A 22,506-nucleotide genomic window follows, 5' to 3' on the forward strand; every position below is an offset into this window, starting at 1 on the left:
AGATTGGATGACAGGCAGGAATGGATGGGCTAGATTTGTTGGTTTTAAAATGTTGCGACTTGTATCCTTATTGGTCGGAGTCAGTGTGTTGTCTTTTATATTAATGCAATTCTCTCCAGTTGATCCGATCGAAGCCTATATTGGTGGAGACATGATTAGAGTAAGTGCCGAACAGCGCAGTCTTATCGAAGAACGATGGGGATTGAATGAATCCCCTACAGAACGATTGCTCACTTGGGGACAAGCGCTGATTCAGGGAGATCTGGGAACTTCGATGATCTACAGACAACCTGTAGCAGATATTATTCAGGAACGGTTTATGAATTCTGTCGCACTTATGGCTGTAGCCTGGCTATTATCCGGCATCTTCGGGTTCGCTCTTGGGGTAGTTGCTGCCATGAGACGTGATTCGAAGCTGGATCGCCTGATCTGCTGGTATTGTTATACGTTGGCTTCCACGCCAGTATTCTGGATTGCGCTGTTGCTGCTGATGGTATTTGGTGTGTGGCTCGGATGGCTTCCGGTTGGGCTTGGAGTACCCGCAGGGATGTCAGCTGATCAGGTCACATGGGGAGATCGAGCTATCCATATGATTCTGCCAGCGTTGACTCTCAGCCTGACTGGGGTAGCTTCAATCGCTTTGCATACCCGGCAGAAGCTCACGGATGTGCTGGAGTCAGATTACATTCTGTTCGCTAGAGCCCGGGGTGAGCATGGATTTCAGCTGTTCCGTCGACATGGGTTCAGACATGTTGTTTTGCCAGCCATAACACTACAGTTTGCTTCATTCAGTGAACTGTTTGGTGGGGCTGTGCTTGCAGAACAGGTATTTTCATACCCCGGGCTGGGTCAGGCAACGGTCCAGGCTGGGTTACGCGGTGATGCTCCACTGTTGCTCGGACTTGTGATGTGCAGTGCAATTTTTGTTTTTACAGGTAATATGGTGGCTGACATTCTGTATCGCATGATTGATCCACGAATGAAGGAGGAGCTGATGTCATGAAGCAGACGGTTGAACGCTCCTCCGAGCAGACTCCAGAAACAGCCGAAGTGCAGAAAGTGAACACTGCAACTCAAGAGGTACGACACAACATTAATCCGGAGCTATTGCAAACGGGAGCTGAAAAAGAGACAAGCCATACTAGAAAAGGTTATGCGGGTGTCAGCAACCCACCTTTTCGCAATCCTCGCAAAAGGGCTTTGATCTGGGGCAGTTTCGCCGTGATCTGGATTGTCACTGTGTGGTTGACGGGCAGGCTACTCCCCGCTGGTTCTACGCTAACTTCATTAATGGATCGAAATCTGTCTCCGGCCTGGGCGCATCCATTTGGCACGGATTGGCTCGGAAGAGATATGTTCATGCGTACGTTAAAAGGATTGGCAACCAGTATTCAAGTTGGATTGCTTGCTGCATGTGGCGGTGGACTGATCGCACTGTTGTTAGGTCTGGGGGCCGCTTCAAGCAAGGCAGCCGACCGGGTAATCTCGTGGATTATCGACCTGTTCCTCAGTGTGCCTCATCTGGTATCGCTGGTCATGTTGGCCTTTGTATTCGGTGGAGGTTTGGCAGGAGTGGCGACAGCAATCGCGCTGACGCACTGGCCGAATCTGGCTCGGATTGTAAGAGCCGAGATGATTCAACTGAAATCCGCAGAATACATTCAGATTTCACATAAGTTGGGCCAATCGCGGTTACGAATTGCGGTGCAGCATATGCTGCCACATCTGGTCCCGCAGCTGTTCGTGGGCGTACTGCTAATCTTTCCCCATGCCATTCTGCATGAGGCGGCCATTACGTTTCTGGGGCTGGGGTTGTCCCCGCAACAACCGGCAATTGGAATTATTTTGTCCGAGTCGATGAGATATTTATCTGCTGGCATGTGGTGGCTCGCCTTTTTCCCGGGACTGGCATTGTTGCTGGTGGTTCGCGCGTTTGATGTATTGGGCAACAGTCTGAAGATGTTGACGGGTACAGGTAGTTCAAGGGAGGTGAGGTAAATATGGCTCTTCTTGATATTGAGGGTGTGTCGGTGTCGTTTCGGCGCGCTCGCGGTTGGTTTGCGCATGAACAGACTTATGTCATTCAGAATCTGGATCTTTCCATAAACGAGGGTGAGATCGTGGCTGTTGTAGGTGCAAGCGGATCGGGTAAAAGTGTGCTGGCGCAGGCCATTATGGGTATTCTACCTGCCAATGCCAGGTTGGAGGGGTGTATTAGCTATAGCGGCGAGCCATTGACCCCAGAGCGGCAGCTTCATCTGCGTGGTGATGAACTGATGTTGATTCCACAATCCGTCAGTTATTTGGACCCGTTGATGAAGGTGGGAAGGCAAGTTCAGCCAGTAACCCGAGATTCCGGACGGAAACGAGGCTTCATAACTCGATCGCATATGAAAAAGACGGAGCAGGAGCTGATGGAACGGTATCATCTTCCTCAAGGAACAGCCGGGAAATACCCGTTTGAGTTGTCCGGAGGTATGGCAAGGCGAGTGCTAATGGCGACAGCGACCTCCGGTCATCCGAAGCTGATCATTGCGGATGAGCCGACACCAGGCATCCATCCGGAAGTGTTAGCCGAGACGATGAAGCAATTTCGCGAGCTCGCGAATGAAGGCGTAGGTATCCTGTGGATTACGCATGATGTTACGACAGCCCTGACGGCTGCCGATCGCATTGCTGTATTTTACGCGGGTGCCAATGTAGAGACGGCGCAGGTTGATGATTTTACGGGAACGGGGGAACATCTGCGCCATCCGTATACGAAAGCACTCTGGAATGCGTTGCCACAGAACGGATTTCAGCCACTCCCGGGCTCCCAGCCATTGGCGGGTCAAGAGATTACAGCAGGATGTTCATTTGCTCCCCGATGTAGCGCAGCAACCGCAGCATGTACCCACGAACGTCCTCAGCTTCGTAAGATACGAGGCGGAGAAGTGAGGTGTTTCCATGTCACTTGAAGCACGGGAAGTGAGTTACTGTTACGATCAGACATCGTGGGTGTTCCAGCAGATGAATATGCAGGTGCAACAGGGAGAAGTGGTCGGCTTGTGGGGGCCGAGTGGCTGTGGCAAAACAAGTCTTGGACGCATCCTTGCAGGATATGCCGAACCCGTGTCAGGACAAGTACTTCTGGATGGGAACCCACTTCCTCGTACAGGAGTATGTCCGGTTCAGCTGGTATTCCAGCACCCGGAGAAAGCCGTGAATCCACGATGGCGGATGCGTCGTGTACTTGAGGAAGCGGCTGTGCAGGATGAGCAGTTGCTCGAAGCGTTGGGTATTCAGCAGACTTGGCTGGACCGCAAACCGAGTGAATTATCCGGTGGAGAACTGCAACGTTTCTGTGTGGCGCGAGCACTTGGTACAGCGACACGTTACGTGATCGCAGATGAGATGACGACGATGCTGGATGCAATCACTCAGGCACAGATCTGGCATACTGTGATGGGGGTGGCTCGCGAGCGTGATCTGGGATTACTGATCATAAGCCATGATCGGGATTTGCTGGATAGGCTATGCGACAGAATCACTCCGATGCCAACAATATAGTTTACTTACATCCATACAACGCATAGAGAAATAGGATCAGTTTGATCCAAATTTATGCTGATAGGAAACCGTTCTAGTGATTTATGCAAATTGAAAAATGCATATTTAAAAAGGGTGTCACGGTAGTCAAACATGAAAAAACTCATGGACATGACTACGGGGACACTCTCTTTATTTTCAACGAACTGTACAGGTTAAGCCCTGCTTTAGGAATGGAACGTTGCATAGATGTGCATGAGTGAAATCATGTGTATGGTCCGGAATTTGTGACTTTATTCATATAAGAACAACTTAACGAGCCAGAGAACAGTGGAGAGACAACAAAGACTATTTTTGTACGCCCCTGGTCCTGTTTTAGCCATTAATCGTTTACATCCTCTTACCAGATGCTATTATATTGCTAACATTTGATGGAACAACGGGCTGTTATCCGAATAAGCTCGTACCCATATATGATGAGCATAATTACATGAGCCTTTTGCATAAATCGAGCGAGCGTCATGAATCGTATGTTGCAAAAGGCTGACATTGAATTCAGGAGGCGTATTGGGATGAAAAACAAGAAGTGGTTGATTGCTGCGGGTGTGTTCGGCATGGTGTTGACGGGATCGGCAGGCGTATATGCAGGTACACAACTGGAGACGATCAAAGCTTATCTGAACCATGGACTCGCCATCGAAGTGAACGGGCAGAAATTTACACCGACAGGTGACCAGGGCAAAAAGCTTGCGCCAATTACGTATCAAGGCAGTACATATCTCCCCGTTCGTTCCATTGCAGATGCGTTGAAGACCGAAGTGAAGTATGATTCCCAGAATAATAAAGTAAGTATTGGCTCTTCAAGCTCCTCCGGTGGGTCAACATCCAGTGGCAACAGCGGTTCAACATCGCCGACAACAGGTACAAACACACAGGCTGCAGGCGTGAAATCCAAGTATCTGCCAGCAGATTTCCCATTACCGAAAGATGCCAAGGCAACGAGCTTAATTGAGAGTAATGTGGGCGGCAACGATAAAAAAGTAGTGCTTACGTACACAACAAAAGAAACATTACTAACCGTTGGAACATCCTACAAAGACTACTACCAGACTAAAAACTTAAGCCAAAACAGTCAGGATATACAGGTTGACGGCTTCAGCATCGTGGGTCGTGAAGACGGTGAATATGCCGTAACGATCTCAGGTTCTGTGTCTGCAACCAACAAGGATCTGAATGAAATCACTGTGGTGTGGGGCGAAGAGTAATCCTCCCTTCTATAAAAGGTAAACAGCAAAAGCCGCCCGTTGAAATCATAACAGATTTCATTGGACGGCTTTTAAGGTTGGTTGAATCCCTATCGGGTTCTATACTCTGAACTAACAGTTGGTTACAGGTACTCGTTAAACCATCCGGCAATATGCTCCAGACGGCGTACCCTCAAGTGAGGATGACCTCCCCGAGACAACTCATGGTTGGCGCCTGGGAACCGAACAAGCCTTGTGGTCTGCTTGCGCCGTTTCAACGCAACGTATAACTGCTCGGCCTGTTCAATCGGACACCGCAGATCCTGTTCGCCATGTAATATGAGCAACGGCGTACTCACGTTGCCAACGTAAGCGAGCGGAGAATGTTTCCACAGCTTTTCCGTGTCATCCCACGCGTTACCGCCAATCTGGTCTTCCGTGAAGAAATATCCAATGTCACTTACGCCGTAGAACGATAGCCAGTTGGAGATGGAACGCTGGGTAACTGCGGCCTTAAAGCGATCGGTGTGTCCAACAATCCAGTTGGTCATGAAGCCACCATAACTGCCCCCGGTTACGCCCAATCTGGATTCATCGATAAACTCATATTGGGATAGGGCATAATCCACGCTCTCCATGAGATCACGATAATCGCCACCGCCGTAATCTCCGCGACAGGCGTCTACAAACTGCTGCCCATATCCAAGGCCCCCGCGTGGATTAATGTATACAACAGCGTAGCCTTGTGCGGCGAGAATCTGGAACTCGTGCATAAATGTAAAACCATACATCATGTGCGGGCCGCCATGAATCTCCAGAATAGTCGGGATTTTGACCCCGTCGACCATGCCATGAGGTTTCATGATCCATCCTTGCAGCCGCAGGCCATCTGAGGAATTGAACCAGAAGGTTTCCGGTGTACTAAGGTGGATCTCATCCTCAAGCTGTGGATTGCTATGGGTGAGCTGAATAGGCTCTACTTCGGAATTTTCCGGCTGTTCATACAGATAGATGTCACCAGGACTTCGTGTATCGGCAACAGCGGCAACGATCTGCCCATTTTCCAACTCAGCAAACTGATAAATTTCCCGTTCGTCAGGCAATATATAGTCGGCACTGCTGCCGTCTCGTGCGAATTTGGCGATGCGTACACTACCATGGATGGTCGCTAGACAGAGGATGGATGATCCATCCCGACTGAATACAGGCCCCGTGGTTGTCAGATGTGATCTCATGTCACCAACAATACTATGATTTAGCTGCACGTCCCAATCGGTGCTTAGACATACGAGTTCACCTCCTGATATCGGAAGGGTGTACAGCTTCACAAGTGTGGCATTTCCATAGGAACGGTCGCTGGCGAGCAGTGCCAGGGATTGTCCATCCGGTGCGAAAGTTAGTCGGCTGAACGTATATCCTTCTGGGGTCAACTGCTGCACATCCGATCCGTCTGCCTTGGCAAGGTACACATGATTAGTCAGGGTGTAATCATTATGGTCCTCACCTTCTTCGGGCATCTGCGCGATCCATACGATGGATGTTCCGTCCGGTGACCAGGCGTAGTCTCCAACGTCATAATGACCTGTAGTTACAGGGATTGCTTCCGCTTCGATCGGCGTGATGGTGAAGAGATGGGCACGTCTTCCGTTCCATACTCCGCCGGCATCTGACTTCATGCGAATCCGGTCTACAACATGCTCTTGTGGAAGTTTATGTTCATTGTCTTTAGGATCTGTAAGTTCTAAGTCTTCTTGTCCGCTTATTTCCACGGATGATTTCACAAGCAAAGTATGGCCATCTGGTGACCAGAGCAAGGAACTGACGCCATGTTTCAGGTGACTGATTTGCCGTGCCTCTCCGCCATCTGTTGCGATGATCCACACTTGGGATTTACCATCATTCTCTCGTATAAAAGCAAGCTGAGACCCATCTGGCGACCAGGCAGGGGAATGATCCTTCTCTCCAGAGGTAAAGGGCCTGTCCTTTTGACTCCCCAGATGCAGCAGTCTTAGGTGAGAACAATAACCGTCACGTGCTTCATTCGTTTTCCGGCTTACATATACCAGTTGTCCGCCTTGAGGAGACGGAGTTGGATCGTTAACCCATGTAATCTGATAAAGATCTTCCGATGTGATGCCGCGCTGACTCATCATTGTTTGTCCTCCCACCATGAATTAGAATTGGTTAATTTCCTAACCTTTCCATTTATATTAACGGAAAGCTAGGGACAGGACAATAAGTGTAATGAAGGAGGGGCAAGACATTTAACAATGTATATTAATTGAATTAAATATTTGCACGTAACGTAGAGGACAGAAATAACCTGAAGAAGCGGAGCGTTCGCCTTTATCCCCGGATTTTCACTTTGAAAAAGTGGAATCGAAAAATCTGGGGATAACAGCGATCGGAAGGTTGTTCTGTCATCAGAGTGACCCATGCAAACATTCTTTGTTCAATTCATATAGGTGTGTTAAAAGGATTTGCTCGAAGGATGACGAATCCTAATGTTGAATAAGCGCAGAATTGATGAAAAATTGTCTTAATCCAAATGTTTAACATGGGTGAAATTAGTTTAATGGACAATGCAATTCCTGTTCTATATTCAGGTATTCGATTCAAAGAATTTCGTTTATATATAACTCTTATGATTCAGTCGCAATGGAGGAGGAACGTCACGTTGAGCACATCCTATGAGCAGCATGTGGAATATCCAAACCGAAAACGAATGGCGTGGCTTACAGCAGGGGCGGCACTTTTTGTGGCAGCCGGATTTTTTTTGATTTTTGATGGTTCATCAGTTACGAATGATTCGATCCTTTCGGGTGTGATCGGACTTCTTTCCATTTTATTTTTCGGGCTATGTTTCTGCTACAGTCTGGTAAAGATGATTAAGAAGGAACCTTCTTTTGTCATCGATGAGGATGGGTTTGTGGATTCATCTTCTTATACCGCAGGAGGGGCAGTGGCCTGGAGAGACGTTGAGAATATTTTTATGTATGAATTAATGGGTCAGAAAATGATCGGGGTTAAACTGCGGGATGAGAAAGCCTTTTTGGATCGCCAGAATGGGATGAAACGCAAGTTAATGACGGTCAACAGCAATATGGTCGATGCGACCATCAGCGTTGCCCAAAGCAGCCTCACTTTGCCACTGGATCAATTGTATATCATGATGATGAGCCACTGGAGACATGTGAGTGATAGCATGATTCATGATTCGTATAGTCGTCGTTAGAGGGTCACAAGGTCCATAGAGATTCAGAATGGAGGAATATAGATGATGCATAGTAATGCAACACGCACGATTCTGCTTCCAGATGGAACTGCCCTGCCTGCGATAGGACAAGGCACTTGGAATATGGGAGAGAAGCAATCCAGCCGGGAAGAAGAAGTACGGGCACTGCGTTCCGGTATTGAACAGGGAATGACCGTGATTGATACAGCGGAGATGTATGCTGAAGGTGGGGCTGAAGTTGTTACGGGAAAGGCTATCTCGGGCTATCGTGACGAAGTCTTTCTCGTATCCAAAGTGTATCCCCATCACGCGGATCGCAAGCAGATGATTACGGCCTGTGAACGCAGTCTCAAGCGCTTAGGAACAGATCGCCTGGATCTGTATCTGCTCCACTGGCGCGGAGGAGTACCGCTTGAAGAGACAGTTCAGGCTTTGGAACAATTGAAGCAATCCGGTAAAATCCTGCGTTGGGGTGTATCGAACCTGGATACAAGGGATATGCAGGAGTTATGGAACCTGCCGGAGGGTGCTCAGTGCATGGTGAATCAGGTGCTGTACCATGCAGCTTCGCGTGGTATTGAACATGATCTGCTCTCCTGGATGCGGGAACGGCATGTTCCAGTGATGGCGTATTGTCCCCTGGCTCAGGGTGGCAGACTTCGAAGTGAATTGTTGGAGCATCCGGTCATTCAGGAGATTGCACAGGATCGAGGAGCTACGACTTCGCAGATCGCATTAGCCTGGGTGATCAGGGACGGAGATGTGCTGGCGATTCCCAAGGCAGTACAGCTGAATCATGTGGCAGACAATGCGGCAGCAGTGAACATTGTTTTGACACCAGAGGAACTGACACGGTTGAATGAGGCATTCCCTGCGCCTAAAGGCAAGGTACCTTTAGATATCGTGTGAAATACGACTAATAAATTACGCAGAGCAGATCTTCACGATCTGCTCTTTTTTTGTATGTATATCGATAGGCGGAAGCTTGCCCGTCTATTGTGTAAATCTAAATTTTAACAAATGGGCTTTACAATGTTATTTTACTAGTGTACTATTTAACTAACACACAAGTACAGAGAGGAGCGAGAGCTTTGTGACTATGGAATTTGATAACAACTTACCGATCTATCTGCAGATCATGCAGTACATCAAGAGACAGATTGTGACCGGAACACTTCAGGCAGGTGACAAAATTCCTTCGGTTCGTGAACTCGCGGCTGAATTACAGATCAATCCAAATACAGTACAACGGACATTTCAGGAGCTTGAGCGGGAAGAAGTGGTCGAAACCAAACGGGGCTTGGGCAGATACGTGACAAGTGAGGAGCGGAAGATTATGACGATCAAAAAAGAGATGGCCGGTGAATTGCTAGAACGCTTTCTGACCGGAATGCAGGAACTGGGGATCGAAGAGCAGGATATCTTATCCATCGTAGCCGATGCCGTTGCGGAAGGAAAGGGAGGAACAACGCATGAGTAACATCCTTGAACTGAACCAGATTAACAAGACGTATGGTAATAAGAAAGCGCTCAGTAATATTACATTGGATATTGCTCCAGGCCGAATTGTAGGTCTGTTGGGTAGCAACGGCAGTGGCAAGAGTACGCTCATGAAGCTGGTTGCAGGTTTGTTGCATCCTAGCAGTGGCACGATTCAGGTTACTGGTAAACCAGTTGGTCTGGAGACGAAGTCGCTAGTTTCATTTATGCCGGATCGCCCATTGACCGAGAAGTGGATGAGAGTGCGGGATGCGATTGCATACTATCGCGATTTCTATACTGATTTTGATGAAGAGAAGGCACGGGAGATGCTGGAATTCATGAACCTTGTCGAGAGTGACCGGGTACGGCATTTGTCAAAAGGTATGAATGAAAGACTACAACTAACACTGGCGCTATCTCGTAAGGCTCGTCTGTATTTGCTGGATGAGCCTATTGGCGGAGTAGACCCGGTTGCGCGTGGCAAGATTCTGGATGCGATCGTCAAATTCTATGATGAAGACAGCAGTCTCATCATCTCCACGCATCTTGTGAATGATATCGAACGGATTTTTGATGAAGTGGTCTTCATTCGTGAAGGTCAGCTGGTGATGCGGGAAGAAGTGGAAACACTCCGTCTGAAGTATGGAAAAAGTGTGGATGAGATGTTCAAGGAGGTCTATGCGGAATGATGACATTATTAAAGTATGACTTTAGAAGGAACTGGAATACACTGCTGGCTGGGCTAGTTATTTTGATTATCGCTCAAGTGGGCCTGTCCCTTTTCATGTCTGAGGTCACAGGGATTGTGATTGGCGTTATGGGTTATGTTGGAGTAGGCGTGGCTATTTATGTGAAAATGATCAAAACATACACATCCAATATTCGCTCTTATAATCGCCGCCTTTTACCCGTAACGGGCCTGTCACATGTGTTGTCTCCTTTGATCTTTGGACTACTCTGCGGATTGGGGTTAGTCATTATATTTACGACGCATGCCTACATCTATATTTCAATGAAGCTCAGAATGAACATGCCTACCAATGTTGATTTTTCGGGCCTGCATATTTCGGATTATATTAGTGTGTTGCTGTTTAGCGTATGGGTTGTGGTATTCATGACCGTCATCATCTTCCTATCGATCTCGATTGCAGGCAGCTTCCGTTGGAGAACTGGGCCATGGATTGGAATCGTTGCATTCTTTGTCCTCGTTAATCTGATTGGCTGGTTAGAAAATATTATTATGACAGGAAGCTTCAGTCCAAATGAGCTATTCCGGTATACGGAAGAAAGTACAGGGATCTCGATCACAGCCAATGGCGTATTATGGTCGAATGATATGTGGGGAAGCACCATATTTGAGATCATCGTAGCCGTTATCTTGGTGTGGGCTACCATCTACCTGAACAACAAAAAAGTTGAAGTCTGATGACAGAATAACTTGAATATGATGCGAGCAACCAGGGTTGCTCGTTTTTTTACATCCAGAAATGTTCCACTTTTTGAATCCAATTCCATTAATTATACGTAAATAAAGATATAGTGTGCACTGAGTGTGAGATAAGGTTAAGAGAACGAAAGGCTATGTGAGGGAAAGGAGAAATCGTTATGGAATTATATTTCAGGGATAACTTTTTTAACGCGGGTTACACCGAGATTATGAATCCGAATCAGGAACAGGCCGGGCATCTGGATTTGAAAAGTGTCTTTGGATCTTCGCTCGATGTATCGGATAACTCTGGATTGGTCTGCAGCGGCAAATTCCGCATGTTAACGAATCGTTGGGACATTACTGCAGCAGATGGAAGACATATGGGGGTATTACGGGCGAGGTTTAGTTTCTTCAGCAAAAAGTATGAATATGATGCCGGATCACGCGGAACGTATGATGTGTCTGCTCCAGCATTTTCGCAGGAATATGATATAAGTGGCAGTGGTGGCCGCATCGTGGCAAGTTTCCGCCGTACCAGCGGCTGGTTTAGTTCAGGCGCATTTGTATTAGACAACCAGTCGGAACAACTGGACACGTATGAATTAATTGCGGTGGTTATGGGCGTGCACGCGATTAATAAAAGACGGAACTCGGCTGCCGGCAGCGGTGGAACGTAGTATAGATGCGCATTAACCGTCATATTAGCAAAAGTAGTCTCTTCAGGGTTCGCTGAACCTTGTTCATAGCATTGTGTTGAATCCAGGATACGAGCTTTAGTGGAATGAGGTAAAGCTGGTTGCCGCTGATAAGTTTACGACATTTTTACGAGCAAGTAGGTACACGAAAAAAAAGGTTTGGATTAGATTATCCAGACCTTTTTTGTGTATGGGTTTGCTTTTTGAACAATGGTTTATGGTTAATACAGTCTTACATAATCAATGACTATCGGCATTCGCGAGAGCTTCATCATGCTGGTGCTGTAAGACGCTTCGCGTGCGTTCAGAATGCTGATCAGGTTCAGATTTCGCATAACGGGCTAATGCCTTGGCAGCTGTCTCGGACATGCGTTCCCGCAGCACCGTGTGGTCTGCGATTCGAACCCGTTTGCCCAGAAAACGCATTTTGGATAAGACATAATCCATCTCGTTGCGAGGGATGGTAAGTTCGATCCAATATGTCTGCTGGGCTTCCATGTACTCAACCTGTTTCTCAAAGCAGGAGAAGGCATAGAGGATTCGGGACAGCTCCTGATTGAACTCAGGTAGGACTTCGATAGTGATGGTTGTCTTACGCTTCTCCGTTATCGCAGCGATTCGGGCAGTGTAGCTAGAGCCTGTATCTGGCTCAACCTGTTGGGCTTCCACGGTAACGATGCTGTGTAGCTTGGTGGACATGAGCTTGTCGAAGCGAGGAGCATACCAGAGCACGTACCATTCTTTTTTGACCATGGAATATTCCAGTTTGTACGGGAAGCCAAATTCATCATGGCTTGTGCGTCCATTGCGGACGCGACCCGTCATTCGAAATCCCTGATGATGCAGAATGATTAGCCGTAATTGTCGAAGAAGTGGGTGAGAGACACTGTTTTCTTCGCTTTTAGCTTTTTCGGTTAGATAATCCTGAAGGTTCAGGTCCTGCTCACCATTCAGCATGTTATGCATTTTATCCAACGTTACAGGGCTCAACGCTTCTCTCGCAGCAGGGTGATTCAGCATCATGCGAAGCCAGGCCCGTTCCTGTGAGGTCCAGGTGAACAGTCCGGTTTCATTCAGTCGCGTCATCATCTGGTAGTTGAACATTTTCTCGAACAGGTTCATAATATTCCGCAATCTCCTTCCATTCCTTGATCATCTCCTGGCGTAGTCTCTGAGGTGCGATTATTTCGCAGCTTGAGCCAAAACTCCGTAACCACGGTTTGATCTCGGTGGTACCGTTGACCTGGATTTCGTAGAGAAAGGTACTGTCTGTTTCGGGTATGATTTTACCCCATTGACCTTGCAGACGAACCCGATCCAGAATGAAGTTACGCTGACCACGCTCCGGGTGGAAGAAGCGCGCTTGAACCGTCACGGTATTGCCCGTATCCACGAGCCAACTGTAGCGACTGATGTCAGTCCACTGCTGCTTCAATTCAAGCAAGTATTCTTCTTCTACTGAGTCCTGTTCTTCCAGCTGAGTTATGCCTTCCATGCGGAATTTCACAAAGCCGCGTCGGCCCTGATATCCAATCACATACCAACGACCATACTGATGGTCATAGACCACTTCAAGGGGCACGATCCGGTTGGATCGTCCGCCTGCTTCCCGTTCGAAGCGTGGATTCGTATTCTGTGAACTGTAACTGGATGGTTTTTTTGGTGAAAAGTACAGAAACTGCACACGTTTGCGCTGGCGAATCGCACCAAGCAGTGTGTAGAGATGCGCTTCATCCAGGATACGAGAATAATAGTGATACTTATAGATATAGGGTTCGGTAGCTTCTTCCTGCGGATAACTTGCCGTAATGGCTTTCTTCAGACTATCCCGTAATAAGTACCCTTGTACGGAAGGCACCTGGGTGTTCGCCATAATATCCACAAAATCATACAACTCCAGCTGTTCCTCCACTGTTAATTCGGTAAGGACATCCTGTTGCAAGGCATATCGATACGGTCTGCCACCGGGCTCTTTTCGAATGACCCCAACCTCTTCCAGATACTTCAGATCGGAGCGAATGGTTTTCTCGTCAGGTAATGCCAGATCTTCCGGCAGATCAGCGCAGCAGGCGTCCAGCAGTTCCATCGCCGTTAAGGCTTTATCTTGTAAGGTATGCAAAAGCACAGAAAGTCGCTGAACCTCAGTCTCTTTCATCGACTTGGCGCGGAAGAGGAAGAGCAGCATGGGCTCTGCCGATTCTCCGTACTGGAAGCGGACGAGATCGGCCATTTCCCGGCTTGCTTCGGCACCTGAGCGTTGATCAGCGACAGTTTGCATGATTTCTTTTAATCTGCGATTGGTTTTATCAAAGGTATGTACGGATATGCCAAGCCGCTCGGCATATTGTTTACGGTTATATGCACCACTTGTTAGGGATAACATGCGTAAGAACTGAATTTCTTTGTCAAAACTCTCTCTTGCCATGAACATTCACTCCTTGTTTATCCCTTCATTGTAGCAGGATGAGTGGCAGGTTTCATTTTAAACTTATGAAGGTCGTCATACTTTTGCCATGTTCGTGTGCAGATGTGTGAGGCATAATGAGGGCATAGAGCAGAGTAGCAGACTTGAATTCATCCGGGAAACGATCTGTAACGGGAATGGTAATCCGTGATATATAAAGCAATTATGTTTAAAGGAGGCAACTGACGATGACCTATGTTCATGAAGAAATGAAAGATATGATCAGACAACAATTGAAGCAGATTGAACAGGAGGAGCAGGTACGGATCATCTATGCCTGTGAATCAGGCAGTCGGGCATGGGGGTTTCCTTCACAGGATAGTGACTATGATGTGCGTTTCTTATATGTAAGACCGCTGGAATGGTACTTGTCGATTGAGGATAAAAGGGATGTTATCGAACGCCCGATCAGTGATCAGCTCGACATCAATGGTTGGGATTTACGCAAGGCGTTGAAGCTGTTCCGCAAATCCAATCCCCCACTGTTGGAGTGGCTACAATCACCCATTCAGTATGATGAACAGTATAGTGTGGCACAGCATATCCGTGCATTGTCGCCTTTGACCTTCTCGCCCAAGTCCTGTATGTATCATTATCTGAATATGGCAAAGGGCAATTTTCGGGATTATTTACAAGGGGACCAGGTGAAGATCAAAAAGTATTTTTACGTGCTGCGCCCCTTACTGGCTTGTGGCTGGATCGAACGTTATGATGCGATGCCACCTATGGCATTCGAAGAGCTGGTGCAAGAACTTGTACCTGCGACGACACCGCTATATTCGGAGATTCATGAGTTGCTGCGCCGGAAAAAGGCGGGCGAGGAACTGGATCTGGAGCCGCAGTTGCCGGCAATACAGGCTTTTTTGGCGGAGAGAATCGAACATCTTGACAGACTTGCCGGACAGATGGAGAATGAGCAAATAATTGAATTTGAAGAATTGGACCAGATTTTCCGATTTGCATTGCAAGAGGTATGGAATTGAATCAAAGGAGGAGAACCGATGCATCTAATCTTGAAAGCAAGCGGCACTGACGCGGGGGCTGTATCCCATTTGTTAGCTAAAAATCCGCTGAATATATATGACCGTGTAGACAAAGGTGTGCGTGTAAGAATGGTGTACACTACGGCTACAGAGAACGAAACAGAAGTACTAATTCATGCCGAGCCTGATCCTGTGGATCTGGTCAGAGGTACACCTGATGGGTATGACATTACGCAATATATCAATGATCGTGAGTTCGTGACCAGCAGCCTGTTCTGCTCTTACATACGTGGGGCGCTCGGGACGGCCCTGAATGGTAAGCCGAAGGAAGATTATGTGCAATGGGTAGGTCATGCTTTCGAGTTGGAACTGACCTTTGGCCCAGTGGCGTCCGATCTGCCGGATCGGGTTGTTGAGGAATTATTCTCTCCATTAGGTTACGCCGTTTCGGTGGAACGTGGAGAACTTTCGTATTCATTTGATCTGAAAAATAGAAGTACGGTTCGCCATATCATCCTGCGTGGTCGTAACACGGTACAACATGCACTGCGTCAGCTGTTCCTGCTGATTCCAGTGCTGGATAATTACAAACATTATTTCATCAGTGAAGATGAGATCGATAAAATCAAACGATATGGTGAAGGGTGGCTGGATGCTCACCCACTGAAGGAGCTCATTGTGAAGCGTACGTTGCGTTTTGCCGAACTGATCCGGCAGTATGAGCGTCAAGAGGGTGCTTTGTCTGTGTCTTTTGGACAGGAGAGCGGAATAGCTCAAGTCACCGATACGGTCATTCAGGAGAATAACGTGGGACATCGGGAAGAAGGAGAACAAGGGCATTCGGGGTCCGAGTCAGATAGCGGACAATCTGAACCTCCAGTGCGGTTAAACGAGTTGCGTTATCGTGCGATTACAGATGTGGTTGCAGCGTTGCCAATCAAACGGAGCATTGTTGATATGGGGGCCGGTGAGGGCAAGCTTTCTGCCCGCTTATCCTACATTCCCGGAGTGGAATCAATTCTGGCAGTCGAACCTTCAAGCCAGTCACGACTTCGAGCCATGGAGCGTTTTGCGAAGCTGGAGGGTCGTTCTGGAGTGGCGGCTATGCCGGAGCCGATCATCGGTTCATTGTTTTATTTTGACGAACAGATGCAAAACCAGGACGTCATGATCCTGTGCGAAGTCATTGAGCATATCGAGGAATATCGTCTGAACGGAATTATGGATACAATCATGAACGATTATCAGCCAGAAGTGTTGTTGGTCACTACACCGAACAAGGAATATAACGAAGTGTACGCAATGGAGCAGGAAAGTTTCCGTCACCATGATCATCGCTTTGAGTGGACCCGTGCGGAGCTTGCTTCCCGGTGTGAGGAATGGGCGCAGCACGGAAACTATGGCTATGAAATTAAGGGTATCGGTGAGCATGTAGAAGGTTATGGACAGCCTACCCAACTGGTCATTTTTGAGCGGAGAAAGGAGAGTCTATCATGAGGAAAGAAACGGAATCTAACGAAGTAGCGGGTGCAGGTAGACGGCAGCAGAATCGAGAAAGTGGGACGGAGGGAAGACAGCGTGAGATTCGTCTGCCTCATGCAGGCATCGTTGTTCTTGTCGGCCCGTCTAACAGTGGCAAAAGTACGTTGTTGGATCGTCTCGTCGCAGAAAGTGTCATTCGCCGCACGGAAGCCGTCTCATCCGATCAATTCCGCATGCTGGTTGGAGATGATGAGTATGTGGATTGGAAACATCGTCCCCGCAGCGAAGCGGATGTGATCTATGCCGAGTATCAGCAAGTATCGGCGAAAGCATTTGAAGCGATGGAGGCCATGCTGGCCACCCGCTGCCGTCTGAACAAGCTGACCTGGGTGGATGCGACACATCTGTATCCCGAGGATCGCGAGCGTCTGATTCAGGTGGCAAGGAAAGCTCATGTGCCTGTAATTGCTGTGGTGCTGGATATCCCGGAAAAAGAACTGCTGGAACGTGATGCTCGGCGGGAATATCCGCGTGGACGTCAACGGGTGAAGCAACAGGTGCAGCAGTTCAAGCGTACATTACGCTCGATCCGTGAGGATGGCTTCGATGCCAGTTATGTGCTGAAGCAGCCGGATGAGATTACGTTTGTCCGCACATCCAATCCGCTGGTGACCGACATGGGTACAGGTATTGATATCATCGGAGATATTCACGGTTGTTATGATGAGATGATGGAATTAATCGTGCGCCTCGGGTATGTGGACCAGGACGGAACTGGTCTGTACCGTCACCCTGAAGGACGTAAATTGGTCTCCGTTGGTGACGTAACGAGCCGTGGTCCAGAGTCGTTACAATGTCTGTTGTTCTGGCAACGTCATTGTGCCGCCGAGCTCGCCTACATGATTGACAGTAATCACGGCTGGAAGATCGCACGTTATCTGGATGGTCGTGACGTTACGCTGAGTCATGGTGACGAACGGGTGGAGATGGAACTGCTACAGCTTGAGCAGGAGCAAGGTCAGGAGACAGCAAAGCGAGTACGCGCAGAGCTTAAGACCTTTCTGCTTGATGCACCATCTCATCTGGTCTTTTCTCGCAATGGGGTAAGACAAGTGGTTGTTGCACACGCAGGGATTCGAGATCATTTTATCGGAAAACAGTCCAAACGTATTCAAGATTACTGCCGGTATGGCGATGTGGAAGGGACGGATGAGCAAGGTCGGCCTGTACGCAAGGATTGGTACGTGGATCACAATTCAGGTGAATGCATCGTCTGGGGGCATGATCCCCGTCCATATCCTACGATTGTGAATGATACGGTCAACATTGATCAAGGTGTCGTTTTTGGTGGTATGCTTACTGCTTGGCGAATGCCAGAACGTGAGGCAGTCAGTGTTCCGGCCAAGCAGGATTATGCGGCAGATCCGGATAGTCCATTAAAGCGCTGGGAACAGCGGCGTTTTGCTCCACCTAATATACGTAAGTTCAAGGAGGGTTTTACGGTTCAGACAGCATCCAAACTTGATGTGTCTGTGCACGGTGAGGTGGCGAAGACGGCGATTGATACGTTTTCCCATTATACTGTTCCGCTGGAAGAACTGATCTACATCCCGCCTACGATGAGTCCTCCGCCGGGTGTATGTTCTATAGAGGGATACCTGGAGCATCCACAGGATGCATTCCAGTATTATCGCTCGCAGGGCGTTACCCGTATGGTTGCCGAGAAGAAACACATGGGCAGCCGGGCCATTTTGCTTCTTTTCCGCAATGAGCAAGCTGCGGTGCAGCGAGTGGGCCGACCGATGCTGGGGAACATTGTGACCCGGACGGGCCGATCCTTTTTTGACCCTTCGACAGAGCAGGATGTGCTCTTAAGGTTACATGCGGACTTGACCGCAGATGGTTATTTTGATCGTCATTGGACGGAGTTCGTACTGCTTGATGCGGAGATTGTACCTTGGAATCTGAAGGCGCGTGAGCTGATTGCTTCACAGTACGCACACGTGGCCGAAGCCTCGCTCATGGATCGCTCTACAGTGCTGGGCAAACTGCACGAAGCTGAAGCGGCAGGCCGTAATGTAAATGACTGGTTGCAGCAGACAGCAGGTAAACTCGCTAATGCTGAGACGTTCCGCGATGTATTCCAGAAATACTGCTGGGATGTGGAGAATATCGGGGACATTCGGATTGCGCCGTTCCACACACTGGCACATAGCACGGAAGCATTTTGGGAGCAAACACATGAATGGCATATGGAGCAGAACCGTGAGTTCGCTCGCATGTCGACCCTGATGATGGAGACGGAGTATCGCGTGATCACAAGTGAGGCAGATGAAGCGGATGTCATTCGTTGGTGGGATGAGATTACGGCGGAAGGCCATGAGGGAGTTGTGATCAAACCCGAAACATTCCGCGCCTGGAATAGCAACAAAATGATTCAGCCTGCGATTAAAGTACGAGGACGTGCATATTTGCACATCATCTATGGTATGGATTACCTGGCACCCGAGAATCTGTCCCGGCTTCGTAAACGCAAAACATCCAAAAAAGAACGCCACGCCTTAATGGAGAGTGCATTGGGGATGGAGGGTATTGAGCGCTTTATACGTAGAGAGCCAGTGGAACGAATTCATGAATGTGTGCTGGCAACGCTATCACTGGAGTCGGAGCGAGTGGACCCGCGTTTGTAAACTGTTATGTGAAAATAAATTTATGTATTCACCTATAATGTATGGGTAATTATGGTATGATACTCTGGCCAAACTAATTGCTGGAGGTTATCCATATGCGTATCAAAGTAATAAGCAGTTTGCTTGCCATGTTCATGATTTTTGCTACCGTAGCGTCTGCTCACCCAGGAAGAACAGATGCCAATGGAGGGCACACCTGTCGCACCAACTGTGCAAAATGGGGTCTGAAACAAGGGGAATATCATTATCACAACGGAGGTTCCTCTTCGAGTTCCAAATCTTCATCTTCAAGCTCATCCAGTTCGGGAAGTACCAAGAAAAGTAACAAATCTTCAACGGCAACCCAAAAGAAAGCTGCTCCTAAACCAGAATATATCAAGTCTTCTGTTCAGGTGAAGGTAAATGGTTCCAAAGTTATTTTCACTGAATCTCCTATTGTAATGAATAACACGAATCTTGTACCACTACGTGAGATGGCCAAAGCAATGAAAGCCAAAACATCTTGGGACAGTAAGACTCAAACTATTACGGTTACCAAAGATAAGTACAAGCTAATCTTTACCTTGGGTAGTAAAAAGGTGAAGGTGAACGGGAAAGAGGTCACCCTGCAGGCAGCACCCAAAGAAATTAAGGGAACGACGTACATTCCGCTCAGAGTTTTGGTAGAAGGGCTTGGAGCATCCCTCACTTCATCCGGTAATACGCTGACGGTGAAAGTGAAAGAATAAGAAATCATATAGAAGCAGGTTGGGAGCTAATCCTAACCTGCTTCTATTGCATATACAGATGTATTTATTTTGAGGAGTCCTCATCGCACAACGTATCTTGCGCTGGGACGTATGAGGTATTGTGGATCAGTTCGTATGTGCAACCGCACGAATCTCAATCAGTTGATGTGGGAAGGCGAGTCCCGATGTCCCAACCATCGTGACAGCCGGACGATGAGTACCAATATACTCTTTGTACACGGCGACACACGCCTCAAGATGCTCCTGCGGGTGAACCAGAAAAATCTCCAGTTCAGCAATGTTCGACTTGGTCACATCGAATCCTGCGAGCACACGATCCAAGTTATCCAGTGTCTGACGAACCTGTGCTTCAATATCATCCACACCAATAAACGTCCCCTGCATATCATGCGAAAATTGTCCTGCAATGTAGATCGTACCGTTAACGCTGTATCCCTGAGCGACGCTAAATGCTTCTTCCCACGGTACACCGTGGCTATAGATTTGAGCTGTAGTCATATGTTTCTCTCCTTTGGAATTCAAGATAAGGTTAGTATAAACGGAGAAAAACGACTTGGGCAGTACGCACTTTCATGACAGTGACTATCCACAAGGATAGCGTCAATACGGTGTTTGTAAGCCTAACGACTCATTTAAGAGAATCTTTATATCAGGATATTTAAGTTAGTTATAACTAACTTAAGTCCTATATCCTTCCACTAGAATCTGGGTAATAATTATAGTAGGCAAGTGAAATGGAATCTCATAACGTAACGATAGGGGGTAACCTGTATGGCATCCATGATTCTGCTGGTGAAACAGACGGAGGACGATGAGAAGGTTATTTATCGATTCGGACCGAATGAGCGAAAGATGGGGCTCATTGAGATGAATAAGATCAAGGAAAGTGTGAAGGAGCTGGAACCTGTTCAGGTGGATGGGGTAAGCCCGAGTTTTTTCTTTAACCGAGCCGCGCAGCGACTGGTACGATGTTTATTCAGGGAAGGCGGCAAGTTCCCGGAACGAACGACGTTTGAATCATAGTTTTAGCACTTCAAAAAAACAAGCCCACAACCCTACTCATGTAAAATGTACCCTATAAGATGGACACTTTGAAAAAAGCCCATCTTATAGGGTACTTTGTTTATAATGAAAAAAAACGATGTTGGAGCGGAAATGTTATGACGAAAAGATTACTGACGAAGAAAGAACAAGAACAACTAAAACGGAATCCAAATGTGATCGCTGTTAGTGAAAAGGCGATTACGTATACCGATGAATTTAAGCGCCATTTCATTGCACAAAATGAACAGGGTAAACTGCCACGAGACATTTTTGAAGAAGCGGGCTTAGATGTTGAATGTATTGGTTTAGAGCGTGTCCGTTCTTCTGGAAAACGTTGGCGTGCTTCGTATCGTGAAGCGGGTGTAGAAGGCTTACAGGATACACGTAAAACGAATTCAGGTCGCCCTTCGGAACGTGAATTAACATTAGAACAAAAGATTGAACGATTAGAAGCAAAAAATCAATTGTTACGAGCGGAAAATGAACTGCTAAAAAAGCTCGATCTACTCGAAAGGCAGATGTTGAAAAAGAAATAAAAGTGGCTGTAGAGCTGAAGTTTGAACTCATTTATCGGACGATCAGAACGTATAAATTGAAGCGGTTGGTCAGCTATCTATGCGATATTATGGAAGTATCACGTTCGGGTTATTACAATTACTTCACTGAAAAATCAGCGCAAAAGCGTATAGCTGAAGCCGAAGCAGATGAGATGGTAAAGGAAATGATTTTAAAGGCCTATCGATTCCGTGGACGTAAAAAAGGAGCACGCCAAATTAAAATGACATTAGAAAATCAGTACAAGATGACGTACAACTTGAAGCGGATTCGTCGGATCATGAAGAAATTTGAAATCATCTGTCCCATTCGAAAGGCTAATCCAGCCCGTAGAATGGCAAAAGCAACGAAAGAACATCGCACATGTCCAAACGAATTACAGCGCAATTTTAAGCCAGGCGAGGCGGGAAAGGTGTTATTAACCGACATCACCTATTTAACGTACAAAGGCAACCAGCGAGCTTATTTATCAACCATGAAAGACGCACAGACGAATGAGATTTTAGCGTATGAAGTGTCTTCTTCGTTACGCATAGACATTGCGCTGAACACGCTTCATCAATTGAAGAAACACCGACATATCACAAAAGATGCGTTAATCCATTCCGATCAAGGCTTTCATTATACGAACCCACAATTCCAATCCGTAGTGAAAAAAATGGGGTTAACTCAATCCATGTCACGACGAGGAAACTGTTGGGATAACGCTCCCCAAGAATCATTCTTTGGGCATTTTAAGGATGAAACGAATATCAAAGAATGCGAAACATTAGAAGAAGTAAAACGAGAAATTAAGAGTTATATGACGTACTATAATCATTATCGAGGGCAATGGAATTTGAAAAAGCTGCCGCCTGTAAAATACAGACAGCAGCTTCAACAAGTTGCCTAGTTTTTTTTCAAAATGTCCTTTACAAAGGGTACAC

At 47.4% G+C, this 22,506-nt stretch carries 21 protein-coding genes; 17 read left to right on the plus strand and 4 right to left on the minus strand.

Translation table 11 applies throughout. The features are described from left to right. Window positions 1-7: 7 nt before the first annotated feature. From MHI06_RS05565 to MHI06_RS05585, 5 genes are all read left to right on the plus strand, one after another. The gene (locus MHI06_RS05565; protein ID WP_340400755.1) at window positions 8-1,003 is read left to right on the plus strand and encodes an ABC transporter permease; all 996 of its coding nucleotides are present in this window, start codon (window positions 8-10) and stop codon (window positions 1,001-1,003) included. Further along, entirely contained in the window at window positions 1,000-1,998 is a 999-nt protein-coding gene (locus tag MHI06_RS05570; RefSeq protein ID WP_340400756.1) for an ABC transporter permease, read from the plus strand. The genes MHI06_RS05565 and MHI06_RS05570 overlap by 4 nt, the downstream gene beginning before the upstream one ends. Before the next feature lie 2 nt (window positions 1,999-2,000). Beyond that, the gene (locus MHI06_RS05575) at window positions 2,001-2,957 is read left to right on the plus strand and encodes an ABC transporter ATP-binding protein (protein WP_340400757.1); all 957 of its coding nucleotides are present in this window, start codon (window positions 2,001-2,003) and stop codon (window positions 2,955-2,957) included. Continuing rightward, complete coding sequence (locus tag MHI06_RS05580) at window positions 2,947-3,549, plus strand: ATP-binding cassette domain-containing protein (protein WP_340400758.1); 603 nt, start codon at window positions 2,947-2,949, stop codon at window positions 3,547-3,549. Before MHI06_RS05575 ends, MHI06_RS05580 begins: the two co-directional genes overlap by 11 nt. 551 nt (window positions 3,550-4,100) lie before the next feature. Continuing rightward, window positions 4,101-4,793, plus strand: coding sequence for a stalk domain-containing protein (locus MHI06_RS05585; RefSeq protein WP_340400759.1), 693 nt, complete (start codon window positions 4,101-4,103; stop codon window positions 4,791-4,793). 122 nt (window positions 4,794-4,915) lie between these two features. On the opposite strand, the gene MHI06_RS05590 is transcribed toward MHI06_RS05585, so the two are convergent. Continuing rightward, window positions 4,916-6,925, minus strand: coding sequence for a S9 family peptidase (locus MHI06_RS05590; protein ID WP_340400760.1), 2,010 nt, complete (start codon window positions 6,923-6,925; stop codon window positions 4,916-4,918). Between the two features lie 524 nt (window positions 6,926-7,449). On the opposite strand from MHI06_RS05590, the gene MHI06_RS05595 reads away from it, so the two are divergent. From MHI06_RS05595 to MHI06_RS05620, 6 genes are all read left to right on the plus strand, one after another. After that, window positions 7,450-8,007, plus strand: coding sequence for an STM3941 family protein (locus MHI06_RS05595; protein WP_340400761.1), 558 nt, complete (start codon window positions 7,450-7,452; stop codon window positions 8,005-8,007). Window positions 8,008-8,049: 42 nt separating this feature from the next. Beyond that, complete coding sequence (locus MHI06_RS05600) at window positions 8,050-8,916, plus strand: aldo/keto reductase (RefSeq protein ID WP_340400762.1); 867 nt, start codon at window positions 8,050-8,052, stop codon at window positions 8,914-8,916. A gap of 184 nt (window positions 8,917-9,100) precedes the next feature. After that, window positions 9,101-9,487: a GntR family transcriptional regulator gene (locus MHI06_RS05605; protein ID WP_026081254.1), complete on the plus strand. Its 387-nt coding sequence runs from the start codon at window positions 9,101-9,103 to the stop codon at window positions 9,485-9,487. Continuing rightward, complete coding sequence (locus tag MHI06_RS05610) at window positions 9,480-10,178, plus strand: ABC transporter ATP-binding protein (RefSeq protein WP_340400763.1); 699 nt, start codon at window positions 9,480-9,482, stop codon at window positions 10,176-10,178. The genes MHI06_RS05605 and MHI06_RS05610 overlap by 8 nt, the downstream gene beginning before the upstream one ends. Continuing rightward, complete coding sequence (locus tag MHI06_RS05615) at window positions 10,175-10,915, plus strand: hypothetical protein (protein WP_340400764.1); 741 nt, start codon at window positions 10,175-10,177, stop codon at window positions 10,913-10,915. The genes MHI06_RS05610 and MHI06_RS05615 overlap by 4 nt, the downstream gene beginning before the upstream one ends. Before the next feature lie 179 nt (window positions 10,916-11,094). Further along, entirely contained in the window at window positions 11,095-11,595 is a 501-nt protein-coding gene (locus tag MHI06_RS05620; RefSeq protein ID WP_340400765.1) for a hypothetical protein, read from the plus strand. Between the two features lie 258 nt (window positions 11,596-11,853). Here MHI06_RS05620 and MHI06_RS05625 read toward each other — a convergent pair whose 3' ends face one another. Continuing rightward, window positions 11,854-12,735: a WYL domain-containing protein gene (locus MHI06_RS05625; RefSeq protein WP_340400766.1), complete on the minus strand. Its 882-nt coding sequence runs from the start codon at window positions 12,733-12,735 to the stop codon at window positions 11,854-11,856. Beyond that, a complete protein-coding gene (locus MHI06_RS05630; RefSeq protein ID WP_340400767.1) occupies window positions 12,683-14,038 on the minus strand; it encodes a WYL domain-containing protein in 1,356 nt (451 codons plus the stop codon). Before MHI06_RS05630 ends, MHI06_RS05625 begins: the two co-directional genes overlap by 53 nt. A gap of 227 nt (window positions 14,039-14,265) precedes the next feature. On the opposite strand from MHI06_RS05630, the gene MHI06_RS05635 reads away from it, so the two are divergent. The 4 genes from MHI06_RS05635 to MHI06_RS05650 all read left to right on the plus strand — a co-directional run bounded on the left by MHI06_RS05635 (window position 14,266) and on the right by MHI06_RS05650 (window position 19,960). Then, window positions 14,266-15,060 (plus strand): nucleotidyltransferase domain-containing protein, encoded by a 795-nt coding sequence (locus MHI06_RS05635; RefSeq protein WP_340400768.1) that lies wholly within the window; start codon window positions 14,266-14,268, stop codon window positions 15,058-15,060. Window positions 15,061-15,078: 18 nt separating this feature from the next. Beyond that, window positions 15,079-16,557: a 3' terminal RNA ribose 2'-O-methyltransferase Hen1 gene (locus tag MHI06_RS05640; RefSeq protein ID WP_340400769.1), complete on the plus strand. Its 1,479-nt coding sequence runs from the start codon at window positions 15,079-15,081 to the stop codon at window positions 16,555-16,557. Continuing rightward, entirely contained in the window at window positions 16,554-19,232 is a 2,679-nt protein-coding gene (locus tag MHI06_RS05645) for a polynucleotide kinase-phosphatase (protein ID WP_340400770.1), read from the plus strand. Before MHI06_RS05640 ends, MHI06_RS05645 begins: the two co-directional genes overlap by 4 nt. A gap of 95 nt (window positions 19,233-19,327) precedes the next feature. Continuing rightward, window positions 19,328-19,960 carry a copper amine oxidase N-terminal domain-containing protein gene (locus MHI06_RS05650; protein WP_169480295.1) on the plus strand — a complete coding sequence of 211 codons (633 nt, stop codon included), beginning with the start codon at window positions 19,328-19,330 and terminating at the stop codon, window positions 19,958-19,960. Between the two features lie 126 nt (window positions 19,961-20,086). Here MHI06_RS05650 and MHI06_RS05655 read toward each other — a convergent pair whose 3' ends face one another. Then, entirely contained in the window at window positions 20,087-20,479 is a 393-nt protein-coding gene (locus tag MHI06_RS05655) for a RidA family protein (protein ID WP_169480294.1), read from the minus strand. Between the two features lie 273 nt (window positions 20,480-20,752). Here MHI06_RS05655 and MHI06_RS05660 point away from each other — a divergent pair, with 273 nt between their 5' ends. Together MHI06_RS05660 and MHI06_RS05665 are read left to right on the plus strand one after the other, a co-directional pair. After that, the gene (locus MHI06_RS05660; protein ID WP_062832925.1) at window positions 20,753-21,004 is read left to right on the plus strand and encodes a hypothetical protein; all 252 of its coding nucleotides are present in this window, start codon (window positions 20,753-20,755) and stop codon (window positions 21,002-21,004) included. A gap of 137 nt (window positions 21,005-21,141) precedes the next feature. Then, window positions 21,142-22,472, plus strand: a protein-coding gene (locus MHI06_RS05665; protein ID WP_340402059.1) for an IS3 family transposase whose coding sequence is annotated in 2 segments (ribosomal slippage) — window positions 21,142-21,523 and window positions 21,523-22,472 — 1,332 coding nt in all. Because the reading frame shifts where the segments join, the coding sequence is not laid out codon by codon here. The last annotated feature ends 34 nt before the right edge of the window (window positions 22,473-22,506 follow it).

It is taken from the genome of Paenibacillus sp. FSL H8-0079 (genome assembly GCF_037991315.1).
Lineage (GTDB): Bacteria > Bacillota > Bacilli > Paenibacillales > Paenibacillaceae > Paenibacillus.